Annotated in this window: 17 protein-coding genes; 12 read left to right on the top strand and 5 right to left on the bottom strand. The window is 51.1% G+C overall.

The features are described 5' to 3' along the window. Positions 1–13 precede the first annotated feature (13 nt). Positions 14–865 (bottom strand): cytochrome c oxidase subunit II, encoded by an 852-nt coding sequence (gene coxB / locus LKE13_RS01235; RefSeq protein WP_227947867.1) that lies wholly within the window; start codon positions 863–865, stop codon positions 14–16. Positions 866–1,344: 479 nt separating this feature from the next. Here coxB and tldD point away from each other — a divergent pair, with 479 nt between their 5' ends. Together tldD and LKE13_RS01245 are read left to right on the top strand one after the other, a co-directional pair. Continuing rightward, entirely contained in the window at positions 1,345–2,775 is a 1,431-nt protein-coding gene (tldD, locus tag LKE13_RS01240; RefSeq protein WP_227947868.1) for a metalloprotease TldD, read from the top strand. Between the two features lie 64 nt (positions 2,776–2,839). Then, on the top strand, positions 2,840–3,622 hold the full coding sequence (locus LKE13_RS01245) for a hypothetical protein (RefSeq protein WP_227947869.1): 783 nt from the start codon (positions 2,840–2,842) through the stop codon (positions 3,620–3,622). Here the strand turns inward: LKE13_RS01245 and LKE13_RS01250 are convergent. Continuing rightward, complete coding sequence (locus LKE13_RS01250; protein ID WP_227947870.1) at positions 3,616–4,983, bottom strand: glutamate--cysteine ligase; 1,368 nt, start codon at positions 4,981–4,983, stop codon at positions 3,616–3,618. The two genes, LKE13_RS01245 and LKE13_RS01250, sit on opposite strands and share 7 nt — an antisense overlap. Positions 4,984–5,124: 141 nt before the next feature. After that, positions 5,125–5,865: a 16S rRNA (uracil(1498)-N(3))-methyltransferase gene (locus LKE13_RS01255; RefSeq protein ID WP_227947871.1), complete on the bottom strand. Its 741-nt coding sequence runs from the start codon at positions 5,863–5,865 to the stop codon at positions 5,125–5,127. A 101-nt stretch (positions 5,866–5,966) separates the two neighbouring features. Between LKE13_RS01255 and ubiA the strand changes: the two genes are divergently transcribed. From ubiA to LKE13_RS01290, 7 genes are all read left to right on the top strand, one after another. Continuing rightward, on the top strand, positions 5,967–6,896 hold the full coding sequence (ubiA, locus tag LKE13_RS01260; protein WP_227947872.1) for a 4-hydroxybenzoate octaprenyltransferase: 930 nt from the start codon (positions 5,967–5,969) through the stop codon (positions 6,894–6,896). Between the two features lie 77 nt (positions 6,897–6,973). Next, positions 6,974–8,482 carry a UbiD family decarboxylase gene (locus LKE13_RS01265; protein ID WP_227947873.1) on the top strand — a complete coding sequence of 503 codons (1,509 nt, stop codon included), beginning with the start codon at positions 6,974–6,976 and terminating at the stop codon, positions 8,480–8,482. A 63-nt stretch (positions 8,483–8,545) separates the two neighbouring features. Beyond that, positions 8,546–9,316: a sulfite exporter TauE/SafE family protein gene (locus LKE13_RS01270; RefSeq protein ID WP_227947874.1), complete on the top strand. Its 771-nt coding sequence runs from the start codon at positions 8,546–8,548 to the stop codon at positions 9,314–9,316. A 61-nt stretch (positions 9,317–9,377) separates the two neighbouring features. Continuing rightward, positions 9,378–10,733, top strand: coding sequence for a TldD/PmbA family protein (locus LKE13_RS01275; protein WP_227947875.1), 1,356 nt, complete (start codon positions 9,378–9,380; stop codon positions 10,731–10,733). Continuing rightward, positions 10,730–11,533, top strand: a complete 804-nt coding sequence (locus LKE13_RS01280) for a 3'(2'),5'-bisphosphate nucleotidase CysQ (RefSeq protein WP_227947876.1) — start codon at positions 10,730–10,732, stop codon at positions 11,531–11,533. The genes LKE13_RS01275 and LKE13_RS01280 overlap by 4 nt, the downstream gene beginning before the upstream one ends. Positions 11,534–11,638: 105 nt before the next feature. Continuing rightward, on the top strand, positions 11,639–11,806 hold the full coding sequence (locus tag LKE13_RS01285; protein WP_227947877.1) for a hypothetical protein: 168 nt from the start codon (positions 11,639–11,641) through the stop codon (positions 11,804–11,806). Between the two features lie 487 nt (positions 11,807–12,293). Beyond that, complete coding sequence (locus LKE13_RS01290) at positions 12,294–12,794, top strand: hypothetical protein (RefSeq protein WP_227947878.1); 501 nt, start codon at positions 12,294–12,296, stop codon at positions 12,792–12,794. Here the strand turns inward: LKE13_RS01290 and LKE13_RS01295 are convergent. Together LKE13_RS01295 and xseA are read right to left on the bottom strand one after the other, a co-directional pair. Continuing rightward, a complete protein-coding gene (locus tag LKE13_RS01295) occupies positions 12,791–13,606 on the bottom strand; it encodes a M23 family metallopeptidase (protein ID WP_227947879.1) in 816 nt (271 codons plus the stop codon). The genes LKE13_RS01290 and LKE13_RS01295 overlap by 4 nt on opposite strands. Beyond that, complete coding sequence (gene xseA / locus LKE13_RS01300) at positions 13,603–15,042, bottom strand: exodeoxyribonuclease VII large subunit (protein ID WP_227947880.1); 1,440 nt, start codon at positions 15,040–15,042, stop codon at positions 13,603–13,605. The genes LKE13_RS01295 and xseA overlap by 4 nt, the downstream gene beginning before the upstream one ends. An 86-nt stretch (positions 15,043–15,128) precedes the next feature. Between xseA and purD the strand changes: the two genes are divergently transcribed. Genes purD through LKE13_RS01315 form a run of 3 tightly spaced genes read left to right on the top strand, consistent with a single transcriptional unit; the run spans position 15,129 to position 18,601 of the window. Beyond that, complete coding sequence (gene purD / locus LKE13_RS01305; RefSeq protein ID WP_227947881.1) at positions 15,129–16,412, top strand: phosphoribosylamine--glycine ligase; 1,284 nt, start codon at positions 15,129–15,131, stop codon at positions 16,410–16,412. Positions 16,413–16,432: 20 nt separating this feature from the next. Further along, entirely contained in the window at positions 16,433–17,503 is a 1,071-nt protein-coding gene (locus LKE13_RS01310) for a phosphotransferase family protein (protein WP_227947882.1), read from the top strand. A gap of 48 nt (positions 17,504–17,551) precedes the next feature. After that, the gene (locus tag LKE13_RS01315) at positions 17,552–18,601 is read left to right on the top strand and encodes a phosphotransferase (protein WP_227947883.1); all 1,050 of its coding nucleotides are present in this window, start codon (positions 17,552–17,554) and stop codon (positions 18,599–18,601) included. Positions 18,602–18,667: the final 66 nt, after the last annotated feature.

Genomic DNA, 18,667 nt, shown 5'->3' on the forward strand with positions numbered 1-18,667 from the left:
CTCTCTAGCCTGTTTACTCTGCGCTTGTGGACGTAATCTGGGCGAATTTGATCGCCGGGGTTCCGTCACTTGCAAATTCTTTTTTGGCTTCAACGAGCCATTTTGCGTAATCTTCCTTGCTAACCGCCTTGATCATAATCGGCATGAATCCATGACGTGCACCGCATAGTTCCGAGCATTGTCCGTAATACATGCCTTCATTCTCGATCCGCATCCAGGTTTCATTCAGACGGCCCGGCACGGCATCCATCTTCACACCGAAGGACGGCATTGCCCAGGAATGAAGGACATCTTCAGCCGTAACGAGAACGCGGATATTTGTTTCAACCGGAAGGACGATCGCATTGTCAGTTGCCAGAAGGCGCGGCTGACCGGGTTTAAGTTCGTCCTTTTCAAGCATCACGGCTTCAAAGGCAAGCCCGTCTTCATCCATATATTCATAGCCCCAATACCACTGATACCCAATGGCTTTCAGGGTCATGTCCGGCGTTTCAATCCGATCCCCGTAGTAAAGCAACTTCAATGATGGGATCATGATAACGATCAGGATCATGATCGGAACAACCGTCCAGATGATCTCGATAAATGTGTTATGGGATGTTTTGGAGGGGTTGGGATTTGCCCGCTTGTTAAAGCGCACGATCACATAAAGCAGCAAAACCAAAACGAACACCGTAATCGCACTGATAATCCACAGCAACAAATTATGGAATATATGTTGCTCTGCTGCGACTGGTGAAAATGCCTGCTGAAACGTTGTTTGCCATTGCGCAGGTTGCCCCTGCTCCGCGGCGGCAGTTCCCATCGTCAATACCGTGCCTGCAATTACGGCCATAAATGCGACAAGATTTCTTACCATACCCATCTTCACTTCCCGTTTGTGATCACATGTCTAACTAACTTAGCCTGAAACGAAAAACAGTATACCCTCGCTAGGCCAAATTTTGGACAGATTTTTTGATTTATATCCAGCTCATAACGGCAAATCAAAAAGCTTTCCACTCGATTGCGCGGGAAACTACACCACCGATGTGCTTTATAACAAGTCTAAGACTGCAGTAATTCAAAAATCCGCATCATTTTTTTTTGCCCGCAAAGCACAGGGGAAATAATTTTATGCATATATTACAATATATTACATAGATTTTACCAAAGCCATTCTCATTTTCTCTTCATCCTCAAACGACACGCATATTGTGACATTTTGTCACACCGACTTGCGTCCTCAAGGGCGGAGACAATTAGAATCTTTCAAATCAGCAATTCCCCTCTCTCGACATTCGCTCTCAAAAGACACATATTCAGCTGTAGTAAACCCAGCCGCCCAACAACCGGAGCACATTTATGACTGATATATCGACCGCCAATGACCTCTTTTTCATACCAACAGGTATGGATCGGGGAGCTGTTGAAAAGCAGGTATCAAAAGCGCTCGCAAAGGCGGATGACGGCGAACTGTTTTTGGAATACCGTCAGTCGGAAGGCTTTTCCTTCGACGATGGACGTCTAAAAAGCGCCAGTTTTGATACCACGCAAGGGTTCGGACTCAGAGCGGTTGTCGGCGAGGCGACAGGCTTCGCGCACGCCTCTGATTTGAGCGAAGAAGCCATCGTTAATGCCGCAAAAACGGTAGAGGCCGTGCAAGCCGGCAAAGGCGGCACCATGGCATTAGCGCCTGCAGGTTCCAACCGCGCCCTTTACAGCGACGACAATCCACTAAGTGAAATCCCCTTCGATGCCAAAGTGAAGGCGCTTTCCGAAATAGACGCCTATGCGCGCGGAAAAGACAGCAAGGTTGTTCAGGTTTCTATTTCTCTCGCAGGCTCCTGGCAGGGGATTGAAATAATCCGCAGTGGCGGCGAACGTGCAGGCGACATCCGTCCGCTGGTGCGGCTCAATGTTTCTGTCGTTGTTGAAAAAGACGGTCGGCGCGAGTCCGGTTCTCATGGAATGGGCGGACGGACTGGATACGATTTTTACCTAGAAGAAGGCACCTGGAAATCCGCAGTCGACGAAGCATACCGTCAGGCCATGGTCAACCTTGACTCCGTCGCCGCCCCGGCGGGTGAAATGGATGTTGTCCTCGGCCCCGGCTGGCCCGGTATTATCCTGCATGAGGCGATAGGTCATGGTCTTGAAGGCGACTTCAATCGCAAAAAAACCTCTGTCTTTTCCAACCTGATGGGTGAGCGAGTTGCGGCTCCGGGCGTGACCGTTGTAGACGACGGGACAATCACTGACCGGCGGGGATCCCTCAGTATTGATGATGAAGGTACCGCAACCAGCAACACGACACTCATTGAGGACGGCATCCTCGTCGGCTATATGCAGGATCGCCAGAACGCCCGTCTTATGGGCGTTGAACCAACAGGCAATGGCCGCCGTGAGAGCTATGCCCACCTTCCAATGCCGCGCATGACCAACACATACATGCTGGGCGGCGATAAAGACCCGGGCGAAATTGTCAAATCAGTGAAGAAGGGTATTTATACGGCCAACTTTGGCGGGGGTCAGGTCGATATCACATCAGGCAAATTCGTCTTCTCCTGCACCGAGGCCTACCTCATTGAAGACGGTAAGATTACAGCGCCGGTCAAAGGCGCGACCCTGATTGGAACCGGCAGCGAGGCACTTAAAAAGGTAAAGGCGATCGGCAATGACATGGCGCTCGATAGCGGCATCGGCACCTGCGGGAAAGCTGGCCAAAGCGTACCTGTTGGCGTTGGGCAGCCAACCATGCTGATTGAAGGGCTGACCGTTGGTGGGACCGCTTAAGGCACGCCGCGCTAAGGGGGTCCGCCCCCCTGTCCTGTTATATATATGCTTGCTGACGGCGTTGATGGCTGTGGCTCCGTCCGCCGCCGCCGACGACGATCGAAACTGGCTTCCGACCGGAAGTTCAACTGAGATCCAAAGTGATCCGCCGTCAGAATTGTTGAGGCTGGATACGATCCGCGATGACAAATGGCTCTATGGACGCCTGTTATTTCGAAGCCCGTCGCTGCTTGGGGAGAAGGCAGTCCGGATCGGCCTCTCCTGCAATAGCTGCCACCCCAATGGGCATGCGAATACGGATTTTTTCATTACCGGGCTTTCGGACCGCCCTGGGCGAATAGACGTGACGCATCGTTTTTGGCAGGCGGAATTTGAAGACGGAATTTCAAATCCAATAGACATTCCGTCTTTGCGCGGTGTTCGGGACACGCCTCCTTATGGCACTATCAATTTATTCGCGGATCTACATGCCTTTACACGTCATGTCATTGTAACGGAATTTGCTGGACCACCCCCTCCCTTCGAAAAGGTGGAGGCGCTTGTCGCTTATCTTAATTCTATTGATAACAATGAGTTAGGTAAAGATCAGAGTAATGTACAGACAGGCACAGACATGTCTTATTTATCGCTCCTCCACGCTCCGCTTGAAAACAAAGACGAAGCGAAATTGGACGAACTAACAGATTTAATCAGGAGTGAGCTAGGCCGTCAGGCTAGTAGGCCACATGCGATGATCGGCGCTATCCAGCACACCGTAAAAGGCCTAAGGAAGATAAACGAGAAAGCCGCCGAGCAAGATTACACGGCGGCGATCAAGATCCATCAAAAACTGATGTCTGATCAGTAAGCATACTCTTTGAATACCGGATCTATATCTTCTTTCCAGTCGCCATGGAACCGCTCCAGCATCTCTTCTGCCGGTGTTTTCTTCATTTTAACAGTCGTCTTCAAAGCATTCAGGAAATGGCTTTCATCTTCACCAAAGCTATCCATCCGTTTGCGCGCCTTTAGGCCCGATGACGCAATTTCCAGCACCTCTGCTGCTAGCTCCAGCATAGTACGCCCGTCTGGCAAATTCGTGGCGAGAGCGTGCGTAATCACATCCTCACGAATTCGCTGGCGGTCTTCCGCTGTCCATTCCTTCACCAGATCCCAGGCTGCATCCAACGCCGTATCGTCATACAGTAGACCGACCCAAAACGCTGGCAGCGCGCATAAGCGCCGCCAAGGTCCGCCATCGGCGCCCCGCATTTCAAGGAACCGCTTCATCCGGACTTCTGGGAATAACGTCGTTAAGTGATTATCCCAATCGACAAGGTTCGGCTTTTCGCCCGGCAACCCCGGAAGTTTACCAGCCAGAAAATCGCGAAAGGATTGCCCACTTACATCAATATAATCACCGTCTCGATAGACAAAATACATCGGAACATCAAGGGCATAATCGACATACCGCTCAAACGAGAAGCCATCCTCAAAAACAAAGGGGATCATGCCCGTCCGGTCAGGATCGGTATCGGTCCAAATATAGCTGCGATGACTGAGATGCCCGTTTGTCCGCCCCTCGGTAAAGGGAGAATTCGCAAAAAGCGCTGTTGCCAGAGGCTGTAAGGCAAGGCTTGTCCGAAATTTTTTGATCATGTCCGCTTCCGACGCGTAGTCGAGATTAACCTGCACCGTACAAGACCGAAACATCATATCCAGACCATGCTGACCCCGGGTCGGCATGTATCTTTTCATAATTTGATAGCGTCCCTTGGGCATGATTGGCGTCTCGGCACGCGTCCATTTCGGGCTAAAACCGAGGCCAAGGAATCCAACCCCCATCTCATCCCCCACTTCACGGACTTGCGCCAAGTGAGTATGAACTTCACTGCAGGTTTCGTGGAGATTTTCGACCGCGGCGCCGGATAGTTCCAATTGCCCGCCTGGCTCCAGACTGATCGAACATCCCTCTTTTGAGAGCGCGATAACATTGTCACCCTCATAGTCAGGCTGCCAGCCGAAACGCTGCAACCCTTCCAGCATCGCCTTTATACCCTTGGGGCCCTCATAGATTAGTGGCTCATGAGTATCGAGCGTGAAACCAAATTTTTCGTGTTCAGTGCCAATCCGCCATTTATCGCGTGGCTTACAACCACTCGCGGCAAAGTCCACCAACTGTGCCTTGTCATTAATCTCAATGGCGTCGCCTTTGGAAGGTCCGGACATATATTCCCTCTTATTTTATGGTGGCCGGGCAATGCGCCCCTGGTCCGGCCTTTAGTTTGACTTAAAGAATTGCTCACCTCGCTTCAAGGCAAAAATACTATTTTTGTCGAATGATCACTTTCTGGCAGCAACTTGAATGGCTCAGGTCCAGTCACCCTGAAATGCCTGCAACAGAGAAAGGCTTGCAAAAACAGCGGTTTCCGCCCGTAATATTCTGGGACCTAATGAAATCGCATGCGTATTGGGCCGGGCCGAGATCATTTCGATTTCTTCGTCCGTAAACCCTCCCTCTGGCCCGGTGACGATCGCCCATTTTTCCGAAGTCTCTAAATGAGATAGAACTTCTTTCGCACTATTTCCGCTTAACCTCTCATTACAGAATATCAATATCCGATCTGGCTCCAGTGCGGTCAGCGCCTGTTCCAGCCTGATAAGGCCGTGAACAATCGGCAGGTTGAGCCGCTCACATTGTTCGGCAGCTTCCAGCGCCTGCAACGCCATCTTGTCCTCGCGCAGTCGTTCCGCATTCGTGCGTTGGGTCTGAACCGGCTGAAAACTGGCGACTCCAAGTTCTGTTGCTTTTTGCACTATGAGGTTGGTCTGAGTTTTTTTAACCGGTGCAAACAGGAGTTCAATGTCAGGCTCATCAATTTGCGGTCGAAGCCGTTCGGTAACATGAATGAGGCAGTGATTTTTATGTACTTCCTGTAATTGTCCAAGCCACTCCCCGTCCCGACCGTTAAACAAGGCAACTTTATCGCCCTCTGCGCGCCGCATCACTGTCGCGACATAGTGGGATTGATTTTTATCCAGGATCACCCCCAGATCAGCACCCAAGTCGCTTGGAACATAAAGACGGACGGAATATGGTTTCGGGAACATAAGGGAACAAGCTCTTTAAATATGTTGGACGATAATTTGTTGCGATTCATAACAATTAATGCCATCTCCGTCACCTCTAGTTAGATTAGGACTGTTTTGATATGCGACGCCCCGACAAGATAATCGATGACGCCAGCAAGCAAAACTGGGTAGACCTATATGCGCCGGAAGGCCTCCAGCCCTATATGAAGCTATCCCGACTGGACCGACCGATCGGCACGTGGCTACTGCTCTTGCCTTGCCTATGGTCTATCGCTCTTGCTGCGCCTGCAGGCGATCTTCCAAACATCTGGTACTTTATCCTGTTCAGTATTGGGGCCCTTGTTATGCGCGGGGCGGGTTGCACCCTGAATGATATAGCTGACAGGGATTTCGACGGAAAGGTGGAACGCACCAAGAAACGACCGATCCCGAGCGGGCAAGTGACTCTTTTTCAGGCAATTTTCTGGCTGGGCTTGCAATGCCTGATCGGGTTGATAATTCTGCTGCAGTTTAATCTCTTCGCAATCCTGCTGGGCGCCGCTAGCCTCGTTCTTGTGGCCATCTATCCTTTTGCCAAGCGATTCACCTATTGGCCACAATTCTTTCTGGGCCTCGCCTTTAACTATGGCGCGCTACTTGGTTGGGCCGCGGTAAAGGGCGGTCTCGAGATCGCCCCGATTATTATGTATCTTGGTGGCATTGCCTGGACGCTCGGCTATGACACCATATACGCCCATCAGGATAAAGAAGATGATGTTCTGATTGGCGTTAAATCGACGGCACTGAAGTTTGGCGCGGATACTTACCGCTGGATGATTGGTTTCTATATTGCAATTTTCCTTGCGCTTCTTCTCAGTGGCTATTTCACTGGCTTGACCCTTCCTTTCTACATCTTCATGGCAGGTGCGGGTGCGCATCTTGTCTGGCAGATCCGGTCCCTCGATATCAATAATGCCGATCTCTGCCTGCTGCTTTTCAAATCTAACAAGGTCTTTGGTCTGATTGTGCTTGTCGCGATTATTACGGGGAAATTCCCTCTGCCGTGGTAGAAAATGCTTTTGCTTTACGGTAGTGGATGATCTCGGGCATAGTCGTCGGGGCGCGGGTAACAATGGAATAGGTAAAAATGGCGTACGGTTCACTCCGGGAATTTATTGCGCAGCTTGAAGCAGATAAGAAACTCGTCAGGGTGCAGGAAGCGGTCTCAACCGATCTTGAAATGACTGAGATTCAAACTCGCCTTCTGGCGGAGGGCGGCCCTGCTGTTCTGTTTGAAAATCCAGTCAACGAGAAAGGCGAGAAAAGCTCGATGCCTGTCCTCGTCAACCTGTTCGGCACCATTGATCGGGTTGCCATGGGCATGAACCGCACACCTGACGAACTTCGACAAGTCGGCGAAACCCTCGCTTTTTTGCGTCAGCCTGAACCGCCAGAAGGGATTCGTGAAGCCGTTGGGATGCTGCCTGTCCTGAAAACCGTCATGAACATGCGCCCCAAAACCGTTAAGAATGCACCCTCTCAGGAAGTAGTGCTGACAGGGGCAGAGATCGATCTCGACAAGCTGCCGATCCAGACTTGCTGGCCGGGAGAACCTGCGCCGTTGATCACTTGGCCGCTGGTGGTGACGAAGGGCCCTGGCGAGGGCAAATCGGATGATTTCAATCTTGGCATCTACCGGATGCAGAAACTCGGCAAGAACAAAACCCTGATGCGCTGGCTCAAGCATCGCGGCGGCGCGCAGCATCATGCACGCTGGGGCAAGGAAAAAACCGAGCCTCTTCCAGCGGCAGTGGTCATCGGCGCGGATCCGGGCACCATTCTAGCTGCCGTAACGCCAATCCCGGACAATCTTTCTGAATATCAGTTTGCGGGACTGTTACGTGGCGAAAAGGTCGAGCTGGTCGACTGCAAAACCATTCCTCTTAAAGTCCCTGCGACGGCCGAGATTATCCTCGAAGGTCATGTCTCTCTCGATGATTATGGTGATGAAGGGCCGTATGGCGATCACACCGGATATTACAATTCGGTTGAGAGCTTTCCGGTGTTCACGATTTCCGCCATCACCATGCGTAAAAAGCCGATTTATCTCTCGACCTTTACCGGCCGGCCGCCGGATGAGCCGAGCGTACTCGGAGAAGCGCTGAATGAGCTTTTCATTCCTCTGATACAGCAGCAGTTTCCAGAAATTACAGATTTCTGGCTCCCGCCCGAAGGGTGCAGTTACCGGATTGCGGTTATCTCCATGAAGAAAGCCTATCCCGGCCATGCAAAGCGCGTGATGATGGGGGCTTGGTCTTATCTCAGGCAATTTATGTACACAAAATTCCTCATCATCGTGGACGACGATATCGACGCCCGCGACTGGAAAGATGTGATGTGGGCCGTCTCGACAAGAATGGACCCTGTACGCGATATCACGACAATTGAGAATACACCAATCGACTATCTGGACTTCGCATCACCTGAGCCGAGTTTAGGCGGCAAAATCGGTCTCGACGCCACAAACAAGATGCCCCCCGAGACCAAACGCGAATGGGGCACGCAAATTCGCATGGATGAGGCAGTGATCAAAAAAGTTGACCAGCTTTGGGAAAAACTTGGTCTTCCTGGTAGCGGGAAACCAATATGGAAATAAGGGCTGCACATCCCTCTTATTGTCCTGAATAATAATAACAAACGCTGCCACAGGGAAGTTAGTATGACGTTTATCACCGATCCTGTTTTTTATATTATTGCGATCCCTGTGGTCTTGCTGATTGGGATATCGAAAGGAGGATTTGCGGGCTCGCTAGGATTGTTGAGCGTCCCCCTTCTCTCGCTGATGATTTCGCCTATACAGGCAGCTGCCATCGTCCTGCCGATCCTCTGCGTGATGGATATTTTCGGCCTATTGGCGTACCGACGTACTGCCGATTGGCGTAATCTCGGCTACCTGCTACCGGGCGCCGTGATAGGCATCCTCATCGGCTATCTACTTTTCAGCTATTTAAGCTCGGATTTCATCAAGGTCTTGCTCGGCGTCATCTGCGTCGTTTTCACACTTAACCATTATGCGCGCAGAGTTCCTGCCGATCATGTGGCTAAGGCAAACCTTATCCGAGGTTCCTTCTGGGGATCAATTGCCGGATTTACGAGCTTCGTTGCTCATGCAGGTGGGCCACCGCTCCAGTTCTATATGCTCCCGCAAAAGCTCGACAAGACGCTTTACGTCGGCACTTCCGTCTGGTTTTTCTTCGCGATAAACTATGTGAAACTTATTCCCTATGGCCTGCTTGGACAATTCTCTGTGCAGAATATCGGAACATCTCTGGTCCTCCTGCCACTCGCGCCGCTTGGTATCTGGCTCGGGGTCAAGGCACATAAAATGGTATCGGAGGTCCTTTTCTACCGCATCGCCTATGTGCTGGTGTTGCTGACAGGCGGAAAGCTACTCTGGGACGGCCTCTCTGGAATGAATTTGCTTTTCTAATTCCATTTTCAGCCCATGCCTCCTATGTATGGGGGGTTGTTATTTTTCACTTAAGGTGCCTATGTCAAAACAAACAGCTGATGAGCAGAATTCGCTCAATATTCTCGATGACCTGATTGCTATTGCACAGCGCAAGGGCGCTGAGGCGGCGGATGCGGTCCGCATTCAGGGAACGTCAGTCAATGTCTCTGTCCGTCAGGGCGAAACCGAGGAGATCGAACGGTCTGAGGCACACGATCTCGGCCTTCGGGTTTTTATTGGCAAGCAACAGGCCTTTGTCTCCTCCAATGATACAAAGCCGGAGGTATTGGAAGAACTTGTGGACCGGGCTCTCGCAATGGCCCGCAATATGCCAGAGGACGAATTTTGCGGCCTTGCCGATCCTGCCTTTCTTGCCAAGAAAATGCTGGATCTCGATCTTTATGACGACACGTCACTCTCGCCAGACGAACTTGTCGCTATTGCGAATGAGGCTGAAGAAGCTGCCCTCGGTGTCGAAGGCGTCACCAACTCGGAAGGCGGCGGTGCCTCAACAGGAAGTGCCTCGATCGCGCTGGCCACCTCCGGCGGCTTCAGGGGAGCCTATAGCTCCAGCAGCTTTTCTGTCAGCGCGTCCGTGATCGCTGGTGAAGGACAAGGTATGGAGCGCGACTATGATTATGACAGTCGCCATTTCTATGCTGATGTGCGGTCGCCTTCGGAGATTGGTAAAATTGCCGGGGAGCGAGCGGTCAAACTCCTTAATCCACGGAAAATGCCGAGTGGGCAATTTCCTGTTGTCTATAGCAACCGAGTATCGGGGAGTATTCTCGGGCATTTTTCAGGTGCCATTTCCGGCGCCTCCGTCGCACGCGGCACCAGTTTTTTGAAAGACCAGATGGGTGAACAGATTTTCAATGAGCAGATCAATATCATTGATGATCCCCATAGATCGAGGGGGCCAGCGTCGAAACCATTCGATGGCGAAGGGGTCTCAAATAATCGACTGGACTTGATCAAGGGCGGCACACTGCAATGCTGGATCCTCAACAGTGCATCAGCTAAGCAACTTGGCCTTGAGACCAATGGCAGAGCAACGCGCGGGACTGCCTCGCCCCCCGGTTCCGGAACGACCAACCTGTATATGGAAGCTGGATCAAACTCCCTTGAGGAAATGCTCGCTGACATCAAATCGGGTCTATATATTACCAGCTTGATTGGCTTTGGAGTCAACGGCATCACGGGAGACTACAGCCGTGGGGCGTCGGGTTTCTGGATTGAGGACGGCAAAATTGCCTTTCCGGTTTCTGAACTTACCATTGCCGGCAATCTGAAGGATATGTTCCTGAACCTCACGCCTGCAGATGACCTAGAATTCCGACAGGGAACCAACGCGCCAAGCCTGCGTGTCGAAGGGATGATGGTTGCAGGTACATGACGACTGAATTTGACAAAGATTTTTCCCTGCTCTCACACACCATGCAAGAAGCCGGGGATATTGCCCGCCGGTATTTCAAGAATACGCTTAAAAGCTGGGAGAAAAAACCGGGCGACCCCGTAAGCGAGGCAGATCTTGCTCTCGACACCCATTTCAAGGAAAAGCTGCTGGCCGCGCGTCCGGATTATGGCTGGCTTTCCGAAGAAACGGCAGATGACCGTACACGCCTTGAAAAATCTAGGGTCTGGATTGTTGATCCAATTGACGGCACACGTTCCTTCATCGCCGGAAAGCCAGAATTTACGATTTGCGCTGCCCTTGTGGAAGACGGGGAACCGGTCCTTGGGATTGTATATAATCCTATATTGGAAGAACTTTACGAAGCGGTTCGCGGACAGGGTGCCAAATTAAATGGCGAGATTATAACCTGCAGTGAAAAATCCGATCTTTTGAACGCCAAACTGATCGCGAGCCGCAAATCCTTCGAATGGCATGGCTGGATTGATACGGTCAAGGGAGCGACGTTCAGCCATGTAAATTCCATTGCCTACCGGATGGTGAAAGTTGCCTCACAGGATGCACACGCCTCCCTTTCTCTAACGCAAAAAAGCGATTGGGATATTGCTGCAGCGGATATTATTCTTGCTGAAGCAGGTGGGATCACCACTACGACGCAGGGTGATAAACTTGTCTACAACAGGAAATCCATTAATCAGCGGAATGTCATCTCTTCAGGCCTCCAATTTCACCCGGAACTCATGAAACTTCTGGAAACTTTCGGAACAGCAAAATCTCATTGACGCAAGCAAGCATGAAAGAGCTTTTCAGAAAACGAGAAGTGGTTGCAAATTCAGATTGCTCTAGCTAATTTACCTTTATCATTTGATTTACCGGAGTGATCCACAATGACATTCTTTTCGCGTGTACTTTTGGCAGCTATGCTGCTGTCTGCTTCTCTGATGGTCAGCGGCTGCAGCGATACCTGGCAAGGCGTCAAGGAAGACACAAGCAAGAATATGAACAAGGCAGGTGACGTTGTCGTCAAAGCAGGCGAAAAGCTTAAATCAGAGTAATCTGATTTTCAGCACTGTTAATTACGGCGAATTGGATGCCCGTTCGAAATGCCGGCGCGATGGAGAACTTTCATATTTATTGAGTTGGCTGTCACTTCCACGCTGCACAGCTCTAATCTCCCGATTCGCGTAATTTTTCCCGTTCTTGCTGCGTTGCACAAAAATATAACTGAGTTCAGGTCATATTAACTATATTCATTAACCATGACTCCCGGAAAGACGCCGCATATTCTTGACGGTTTTGTGAATATCCGCGGTCTTCCCACAAAGAGAAAACACCATAACTCATTAATATTATTATGTTTTATTCTATTTCTCCTGTAAATTTTTCGCGATAACTTTGATATCTCACCAATTGACGAAATAGGGTCCGCTCCACTACTATTTAGCCATCGCCGGTCTAGGGGCAATTTACGGGGCGATTTCTTTCACAAAAAGTACTGATTTCACGATCCCTGAGAGATATCGGTCTCCGATAGAGGAAAATATGAAATCGTTGGTTAAAACTCTTTTTTGTATAGTGAGCGTTCTTCTATACACATCAACTATAAATGCGGCTCCGCTTCATGGGGATTATGGACCAGAACCACTGCAAAGTCGTTCAGAATGGTTTTCAAAATTGCATCAACAGCAGAATTTAGAGATTTCAACTGTATTCGCAGACGAAAAATTTAGAAGCATTGCGCAAGGAAAAACGGTATCTCTTTCCTTTGGAAAAGAAGAAGGCGACCAGTTCGGCCTGTTTTCATCCGGCCCATTTGGCACCGGCGACCAGTTCTACAAAAAATGGGTTGGTTTCCTGTTTGGCCTCCATTCCTTGGATGCTAAGGAAGAGGGCGACCCTGTGCCGATCTCTTCTCAAGCAACCTCTGCAATACCGCTGCCTGCTGGCTTCTTTCTCTTTCTAGGCGGACTTGGGGGCATAGTCCTTCTTGGTAAGCTAAAAAAGCATGCCAATGTCACCAGAAAAGACACATTTTCTGCCTAGTTTATCGGCATCGCCCCGAGCAGCAACTCAGGATCAAGCCGCTCTGAAAACCAATTGATACGCCAATCAAGATGTGGACCCGTAGACCTGCCAGTCGAGCCGACTTCTCCAATTCTTTCGCCTTGTCGAACAAATTGTCCCGGCATCACATCGAGCTTACTAAGGTGGGAGTAAACAGATACCAACCCATAGCCATGATCAATCATAACGGTGCCACCGGTATAATATAAATCTTCCTCCGCCATCTGGATCAGCCCGTCTGTTGAGGCAACGACTGGCGTACCTTCAGGGGCCGCGATATCCACACCAAAATGAGGACGCTTCGGAATATCATTGAGGATACGCTGACTACCGTAAACGCCGCTCACCCGGCCTACCGCAGGCCACTGCCAGCCGGAGAGGAACCATTCCTTCTGTGTTTCAACAGATCGAATGCGGGCGATTTCGGCATTCTCTTTACGGATCCGCTTTAGAAATTCAGCGCTCGGGGTGACTTTGGACGGGGGCAGCCCGTTAACGCGCTCAACCTTATACTCCCGTTTTTCGATGTTGAGTTGCTTTTCTTCTTCGCCCCCATCTACATAGCGAATTTTGAGCAATGCTGTCGGTTTGAAATCACGTCCGAAGCCAAACAAGAAACGGCCAGAGGGAGAGACTGCCACCTGTTTCCCCTCAAAGAAAACAACTGCATCCGGCTCTGTCACCCCAATGATTAATCCACCTTGTGTGAAGTTTCCCTGCAAGCTGGTCCGATCAGCATAGGCATTTAGGGAAATAAAAAAAATGGTGAAAAATACGAACATACCCCTCATAGAAGGCTTCCCTGTTTTGGCTCGCCCGGCTTCCTCTGCGCCTTCTTGGGTGTCCGACCCGACGACGTACTCCCCGTCTCGCCAGAAATTGTCGCAGCGGCCTTGCCGTCTGAAAACTCCACCTCTACGGCCCGGCCCGGAGTGGCACCCTGAACCGAAGAAATTGGCTTGCCCGCGTCATCCCAGACGATGCTGTATCCGCGCTTCAACACCCGCCGGAAGGAAAGACTTTCGAGCAAACGAGTTGTTGCACCTAATCGCTCTTCGGCACGCTCCCGTTTTATAGACATGCTTCTCGCCATCTGACGTTCAATCAGGATCAGCTTTTCATCATATTGCTTCATCGACCGCTCTAGGAGTTGTGGCCGTAGTTTTGCTCTCGCTCCGCTAAACTGCTGCCCTTTGAAATTGAGGTTGCTCACAACCGATTGCCGAAGTCTGCTTTCCAGATGATCAAGATGCTGGACTTTCTCAGCGATAAGCGACGCGGGATCGCGCAATCCCCTCGAGAGGCCCGCGAGCCGTTCGCGCTTGTCTGCAATTGATCGGCTCAAGCTCCGCTTGATACGACGCTCCTGGTCATCCACATAAGCGATCAGTTCTGACCGCACCGGCACAGCAATCTCCGCTGCTGCGGTTGGCGTGGGTGCACGCTTGTCCGACGCAAAATCTATCAGCGTTGTATCAGTCTCATGACCGACAGCGGAAATAAGCGGAATGACACTCTCAGCTGCCGCGCGCACCACCTCCTCCTCATTGAAGGCCCAGAGATCCTCTAGGCTTCCGCCGCCCCGCGCAACAATCAGGAGGTCTGGTCGCGGAATATGACCATCCACTGGAAGGGCATTGAACCCGCGTATGGCGGCGGCGATCTGGCCTGCCGCCGTCTCCCCCTGAACCAGCACCGGCCAGAGCAATACATGGGTCGGGAACCTATCGCGCAGGCGATGTAGAATGTCGCGGATAACTGCCCCGGTCGGGGAGGTAACAACACCTATTACCTGCGGGAGATACGGCAGGTCCTTTTTATTCGATGGGTCGAACAGCCCTTCAGCCGCAAGCTTTTTCTTCCGCTCCTCCAGCAGGGCCATCAAGGCACCAACGCCCGCCGGTTCCATCGCCTCTATCACGATTTGGTATTTAGACCGTCCGGGATATGTCGTCAGCTTACCGGTACAGATTACTTCGAGACCATCTTCGGGTTGGAAGCTGAGCTTACTTGCTGTTCCCCGCCACATCACACCGTCCAGCACAGCTTTGTCATCCTTTAGTGTCAGATAGACGTGACCGGACGCCGCCCGTTTTAAACCAGATATTTCCGCGCGAACGCGGACATGGCCAAAAACATCCTCAACTGTTCGCTTGAGCGAACTGCTCAGCTCCGAAACGGTATATTCATGGATATTTGATGATCCCGGGTTCCGATTATCTGACACGATTTTCCTTCAAGATTGTTTGGCCTGCCGTCACAGTATGCTACAAACTCTACACTGTCGTTCAAAGGAAATTAGTTCAAAATATTATGAAAGTACTCGTTATTGGCTCCGGTGGTCGTGAGCACGCACTATGCTGGGCATTGAAAAAATCCCCTTTGGTTGAAAAGCTTTTCTGCGCCCCGGGTAATGGCGGGATCAAAGAAGTTGCGGACTGCGTCGATATCGGGGCAGAAGATATCAAGAAAATCGTCGATTTCAGCCGAAAGGAAGCTGTCGACTTTGTTGTTGTCGGCCCCGAGGTCCCACTTGTGTTGGGCCTGGTCGACAAGCTTTCCGATGCGGGAATAAAGAGCTTTGGCCCACGCGCGGCGGCCGCCGCGCTGGAAGGCTCCAAAGGCTTTATGAAGGATCTTTGCCGCGAAAATAACATCCCGACCGCCGCCTATCAGCGATTTGATAAAGCCGATGAGGCGAAAGCTTATGTGGCGAGCAATACATTTCCGATTGTCATCAAGGCGGATGGTCTCGCTGCAGGTAAGGGCGTCATTATCGCAGAAACGTTGACAGAGGCCAATGAAACGATAGACGAAATTTTTGGCGGCCTTTTCGGCGGCGCGGGCGCCGAAATTGTGATTGAAGAATTTATGGAAGGTGAAGAGGCCAGCTTTTTCGTGCTGACCGACGGTGAAAATGTACTTCCTCTTGCCACGGCGCAGGACCATAAGGCCGTTGGCGATGGCGATACAGGCCCGAATACAGGTGGCATGGGCGCCTACTCCCCCGCGCCGGTTATGACGCCAGAGATGGTCGATGCGACTATAAAAACGATTATCATGCCAACCATTACCGCCCTGAAAAACCGTGGCACTCCCTTTACCGGCGTACTTTATGCCGGACTGATGATCACGAAAGATGGGCCAAAACTCATTGAATATAATGTTCGCTTTGGCGATCCTGAATGTCAGGCGCTATGTGCACGGATCAAAGGCGATTTACTGCCAGCCCTGATAGCGACAGCAGATAAAGGGCTTGCCGATGTTACGCTTCAATGGCGGAATGAAACGGCTCTTGTCGTTGTTATGGCGGCCCAAGGATATCCCGGATCCTATGAGAAGAATTCTGCCATTAAGGGCCTTGGCGCGGCCGCTGCAATTGACGACGTTCTTATCTTCCATGCGGGCACAAAACGCGACGGCGATGCTATCCTGGCAACGGGAGGCCGTGTGCTGGGAATCACTGGATTGGGAAAAACCGTTAAACAAGCACAAAAAAAGGCGTATAGTGGCGTCGATGCGATTGAATGGCCGCAAGGTTTTTGCCGATCAGATATCGGATGGCGGGCGGTTAAGCGCGAGGAACAGGGTCAATAAAATAACAAGAAAGGGCATCAATGTCCGACGATTCAGCTCAATTTTCAGGAACAATGGAAGTGCGTGAGCGCCACAAGTTCGATGTTGCACCATTGGAAGATTATCTTAAAAAGAATGTTGTTGGCTTTAAGGGACCGCTAGAGGTTTCGCAATTTAAGGGCGGACAATCCAATCCCAGTTACATGCTGGTGACGCCTGATCGCAGGTATGTACTGCGGCGTAAGCCCCCCGGCAAACTCCTTCCGTCGGCACATGCGGTAGACCGGGAATACCGGGTACTCACGGCCCTCGCCAATACAGACGTTCCAGTGCCAAAAACATATTGCCTGTGCGAAGATGAAACCATCATCGGCACCATGTTCTATGTCATGGAATTTCTCAACGGAGATATCGAATGGGATCCGTCCCTGCCCGGCTATTCGAAAGCCAATCGGGTTGCCGTTTTTGACAGCATGAACGCTGGCATGGCTGCCCTGCATCAGGTTGATTACAAAGCCGTTGGCCTTGAAACTTTCGGCAAACCTACAGACTATCTCGCGCGGCAAATTAATCGCTGGACGAAACAGTATCGGGCATCGGAGACAGAAACCATTGAGACAATGGATAACCTTATGGCCTGGTTACCGGATAATATTCCGCCCGGCGATGAAACGGCGATTGTTCACGGAGATTACCGCCTCGACAATACAGTGCTTGATAAGGAAACCCACCGGGTTATGGGCATTCTCGATTGGGAGCTGGCCACGCTGGGCCACCCAATTGCCGATTTTTCATATCATTGCATGACCTGGCGGCTGGAGCCGGAATTGTTCCGGGGCCTAAACGGTCTGGATCTTCCCGCACTCGGCATCCCTACAGAAGAGCAATATGTTGCCACCTATTGCGAAAGAACTGGCCGCGACGGGATCGAGAACTGGGATTTTTATGCCGCCTATAACATGTTCCGCCTCGCTGCTATCCTTCAGGGCATTGTCGGCCGCGTAAAAGACGGAACGGCCGCGAACAAGAATGCAGCGGATGTCGCGGTCCGCGTGAAGCCATTGGCGGTGCGGGGATGGGAACAGGCCGAAAAAATTATTAAGGGTGCGTAGAACGCGCGCCTTCTCCCAAAAAGAATTAATAAAGTAAAAGGGAAGTTTATGAGCGACGGAGTGGAGATCATCCCGGTTCGGGAAATGCACAAGTTCAATGAAGGAGCGTTGTTTGACTATTTGACGGAGAATGTGGACGGATTTAAGGGCCCACTCCAGATCAATCAGTTTCAGGGCGGACAGTCCAATCCGACATTTTTACTGCATACGCCCGAGCGGGACTATGTAATGCGGAAAAAGCCGCCGGGAAATCTCCTTCCCTCCGCCCATGCGGTTGACCGCGAATACAAAGTTATTTCGGCGCTTCAGAATACCGATGTTCCCGTTCCCCGGACCTTCTGCCTGTGCGAAGATGACAGCATTATTGGAACCGCCTTTTATATCATGGAAAAGGTAGAAGGCCGTATTATCCTGTCCCCTGATATTCCAGGCGCAGAGCCACATATCCGTGCCGCAATATACGATTCATTGAACGAAGCTCTGGCCAATCTCCATAAAGTCGATATTGACACGGTAGGCCTTTCGGATTTTGGCAAGAGGGGAAACTATTTCGAGCGGCAGATCGGCCGTTGGACAAAACAATACCGCGCGTCCCAAACCGACAATCTGGAGACAATGGAGAACCTGATTAAATGGCTCCCCGAGAATTTACCGGATAGCGATGACAGCACCATTGTCCACGGGGATTACCGGCTTGGAAATGTGATTGTACATCCAACAAAGCCAGAAGTAGTCGCGGTCCTCGATTGGGAACTTTGCACCATCGGGCACCCGCTTTCTGACCTCGCCTACAACTGTATGAATTATCATTTCATACATCCGCGAAATGGCGGTCTTGTTGGAGTCGACTTCGAGGCAACGGGCATCCCAACGGAACAAGCCTATATTGACGCCTATTGCAACCGCACAGGACGTGACGGTATTGAGAACTGGGCCTTTTACATGGCCTTTTCGCTCTTCCGCACCGCCGCTATTGTTCAGGGTGTCTATAAACGTGGACTAGACGGCAATGCCAGTTCTACGGTCGGTGAAGAGTATGCGGAATTCACGAATATGCTAGCCACACTCGGCTGGCAGAAGGTCGAAAGCCAGCTATAACTAGTCGCAGCCATGTTGCTCTATATTATAATTTTCTGATATCGTGATTTCAGTGACCACTTTTTG

The sequence above is a fragment of the Sneathiella sp. HT1-7 genome (assembly GCF_020731145.1).
Classification (GTDB): domain Bacteria; phylum Pseudomonadota; class Alphaproteobacteria; order Sneathiellales; family Sneathiellaceae; genus Sneathiella.

Excerpts from the sequence above, each read along its gene's own strand:
- LKE13_RS01245 (WP_227947869.1), top strand. The coding sequence starts at position 2,840 with ATGGCTGTGGCTCCGTCCGCCGCCGCCGACGACGATCGAAACTGGCTT.
- LKE13_RS01290 (WP_227947878.1), top strand. The coding sequence starts at position 12,294 with ATGAAATCGTTGGTTAAAACTCTTTTTTGTATAGTGAGCGTTCTTCTA.
- LKE13_RS01280 (WP_227947876.1), top strand. The coding sequence starts at position 10,730 with ATGACGACTGAATTTGACAAAGATTTTTCCCTGCTCTCACACACCATG.
- LKE13_RS01310 (WP_227947882.1), top strand. The coding sequence starts at position 16,433 with ATGTCCGACGATTCAGCTCAATTTTCAGGAACAATGGAAGTGCGTGAG.
- ubiA (WP_227947872.1), top strand. The coding sequence starts at position 5,967 with ATGCGACGCCCCGACAAGATAATCGATGACGCCAGCAAGCAAAACTGG.
- purD (WP_227947881.1), top strand. The coding sequence starts at position 15,129 with ATGAAAGTACTCGTTATTGGCTCCGGTGGTCGTGAGCACGCACTATGC.
- coxB (WP_227947867.1), bottom strand. The coding sequence starts at position 865 with ATGGGTATGGTAAGAAATCTTGTCGCATTTATGGCCGTAATTGCAGGC.
- LKE13_RS01255 (WP_227947871.1), bottom strand. The coding sequence starts at position 5,865 with ATGTTCCCGAAACCATATTCCGTCCGTCTTTATGTTCCAAGCGACTTG.
- LKE13_RS01285 (WP_227947877.1), top strand. The coding sequence starts at position 11,639 with ATGACATTCTTTTCGCGTGTACTTTTGGCAGCTATGCTGCTGTCTGCT.
- LKE13_RS01270 (WP_227947874.1), top strand. The coding sequence starts at position 8,546 with ATGACGTTTATCACCGATCCTGTTTTTTATATTATTGCGATCCCTGTG.
- LKE13_RS01295 (WP_227947879.1), bottom strand. The coding sequence starts at position 13,606 with ATGAGGGGTATGTTCGTATTTTTCACCATTTTTTTTATTTCCCTAAAT.
- LKE13_RS01275 (WP_227947875.1), top strand. The coding sequence starts at position 9,378 with ATGTCAAAACAAACAGCTGATGAGCAGAATTCGCTCAATATTCTCGAT.
- LKE13_RS01315 (WP_227947883.1), top strand. The coding sequence starts at position 17,552 with ATGAGCGACGGAGTGGAGATCATCCCGGTTCGGGAAATGCACAAGTTC.
- tldD (WP_227947868.1), top strand. The coding sequence starts at position 1,345 with ATGACTGATATATCGACCGCCAATGACCTCTTTTTCATACCAACAGGT.
- LKE13_RS01265 (WP_227947873.1), top strand. The coding sequence starts at position 6,974 with ATGGCGTACGGTTCACTCCGGGAATTTATTGCGCAGCTTGAAGCAGAT.
- LKE13_RS01250 (WP_227947870.1), bottom strand. The coding sequence starts at position 4,983 with ATGTCCGGACCTTCCAAAGGCGACGCCATTGAGATTAATGACAAGGCA.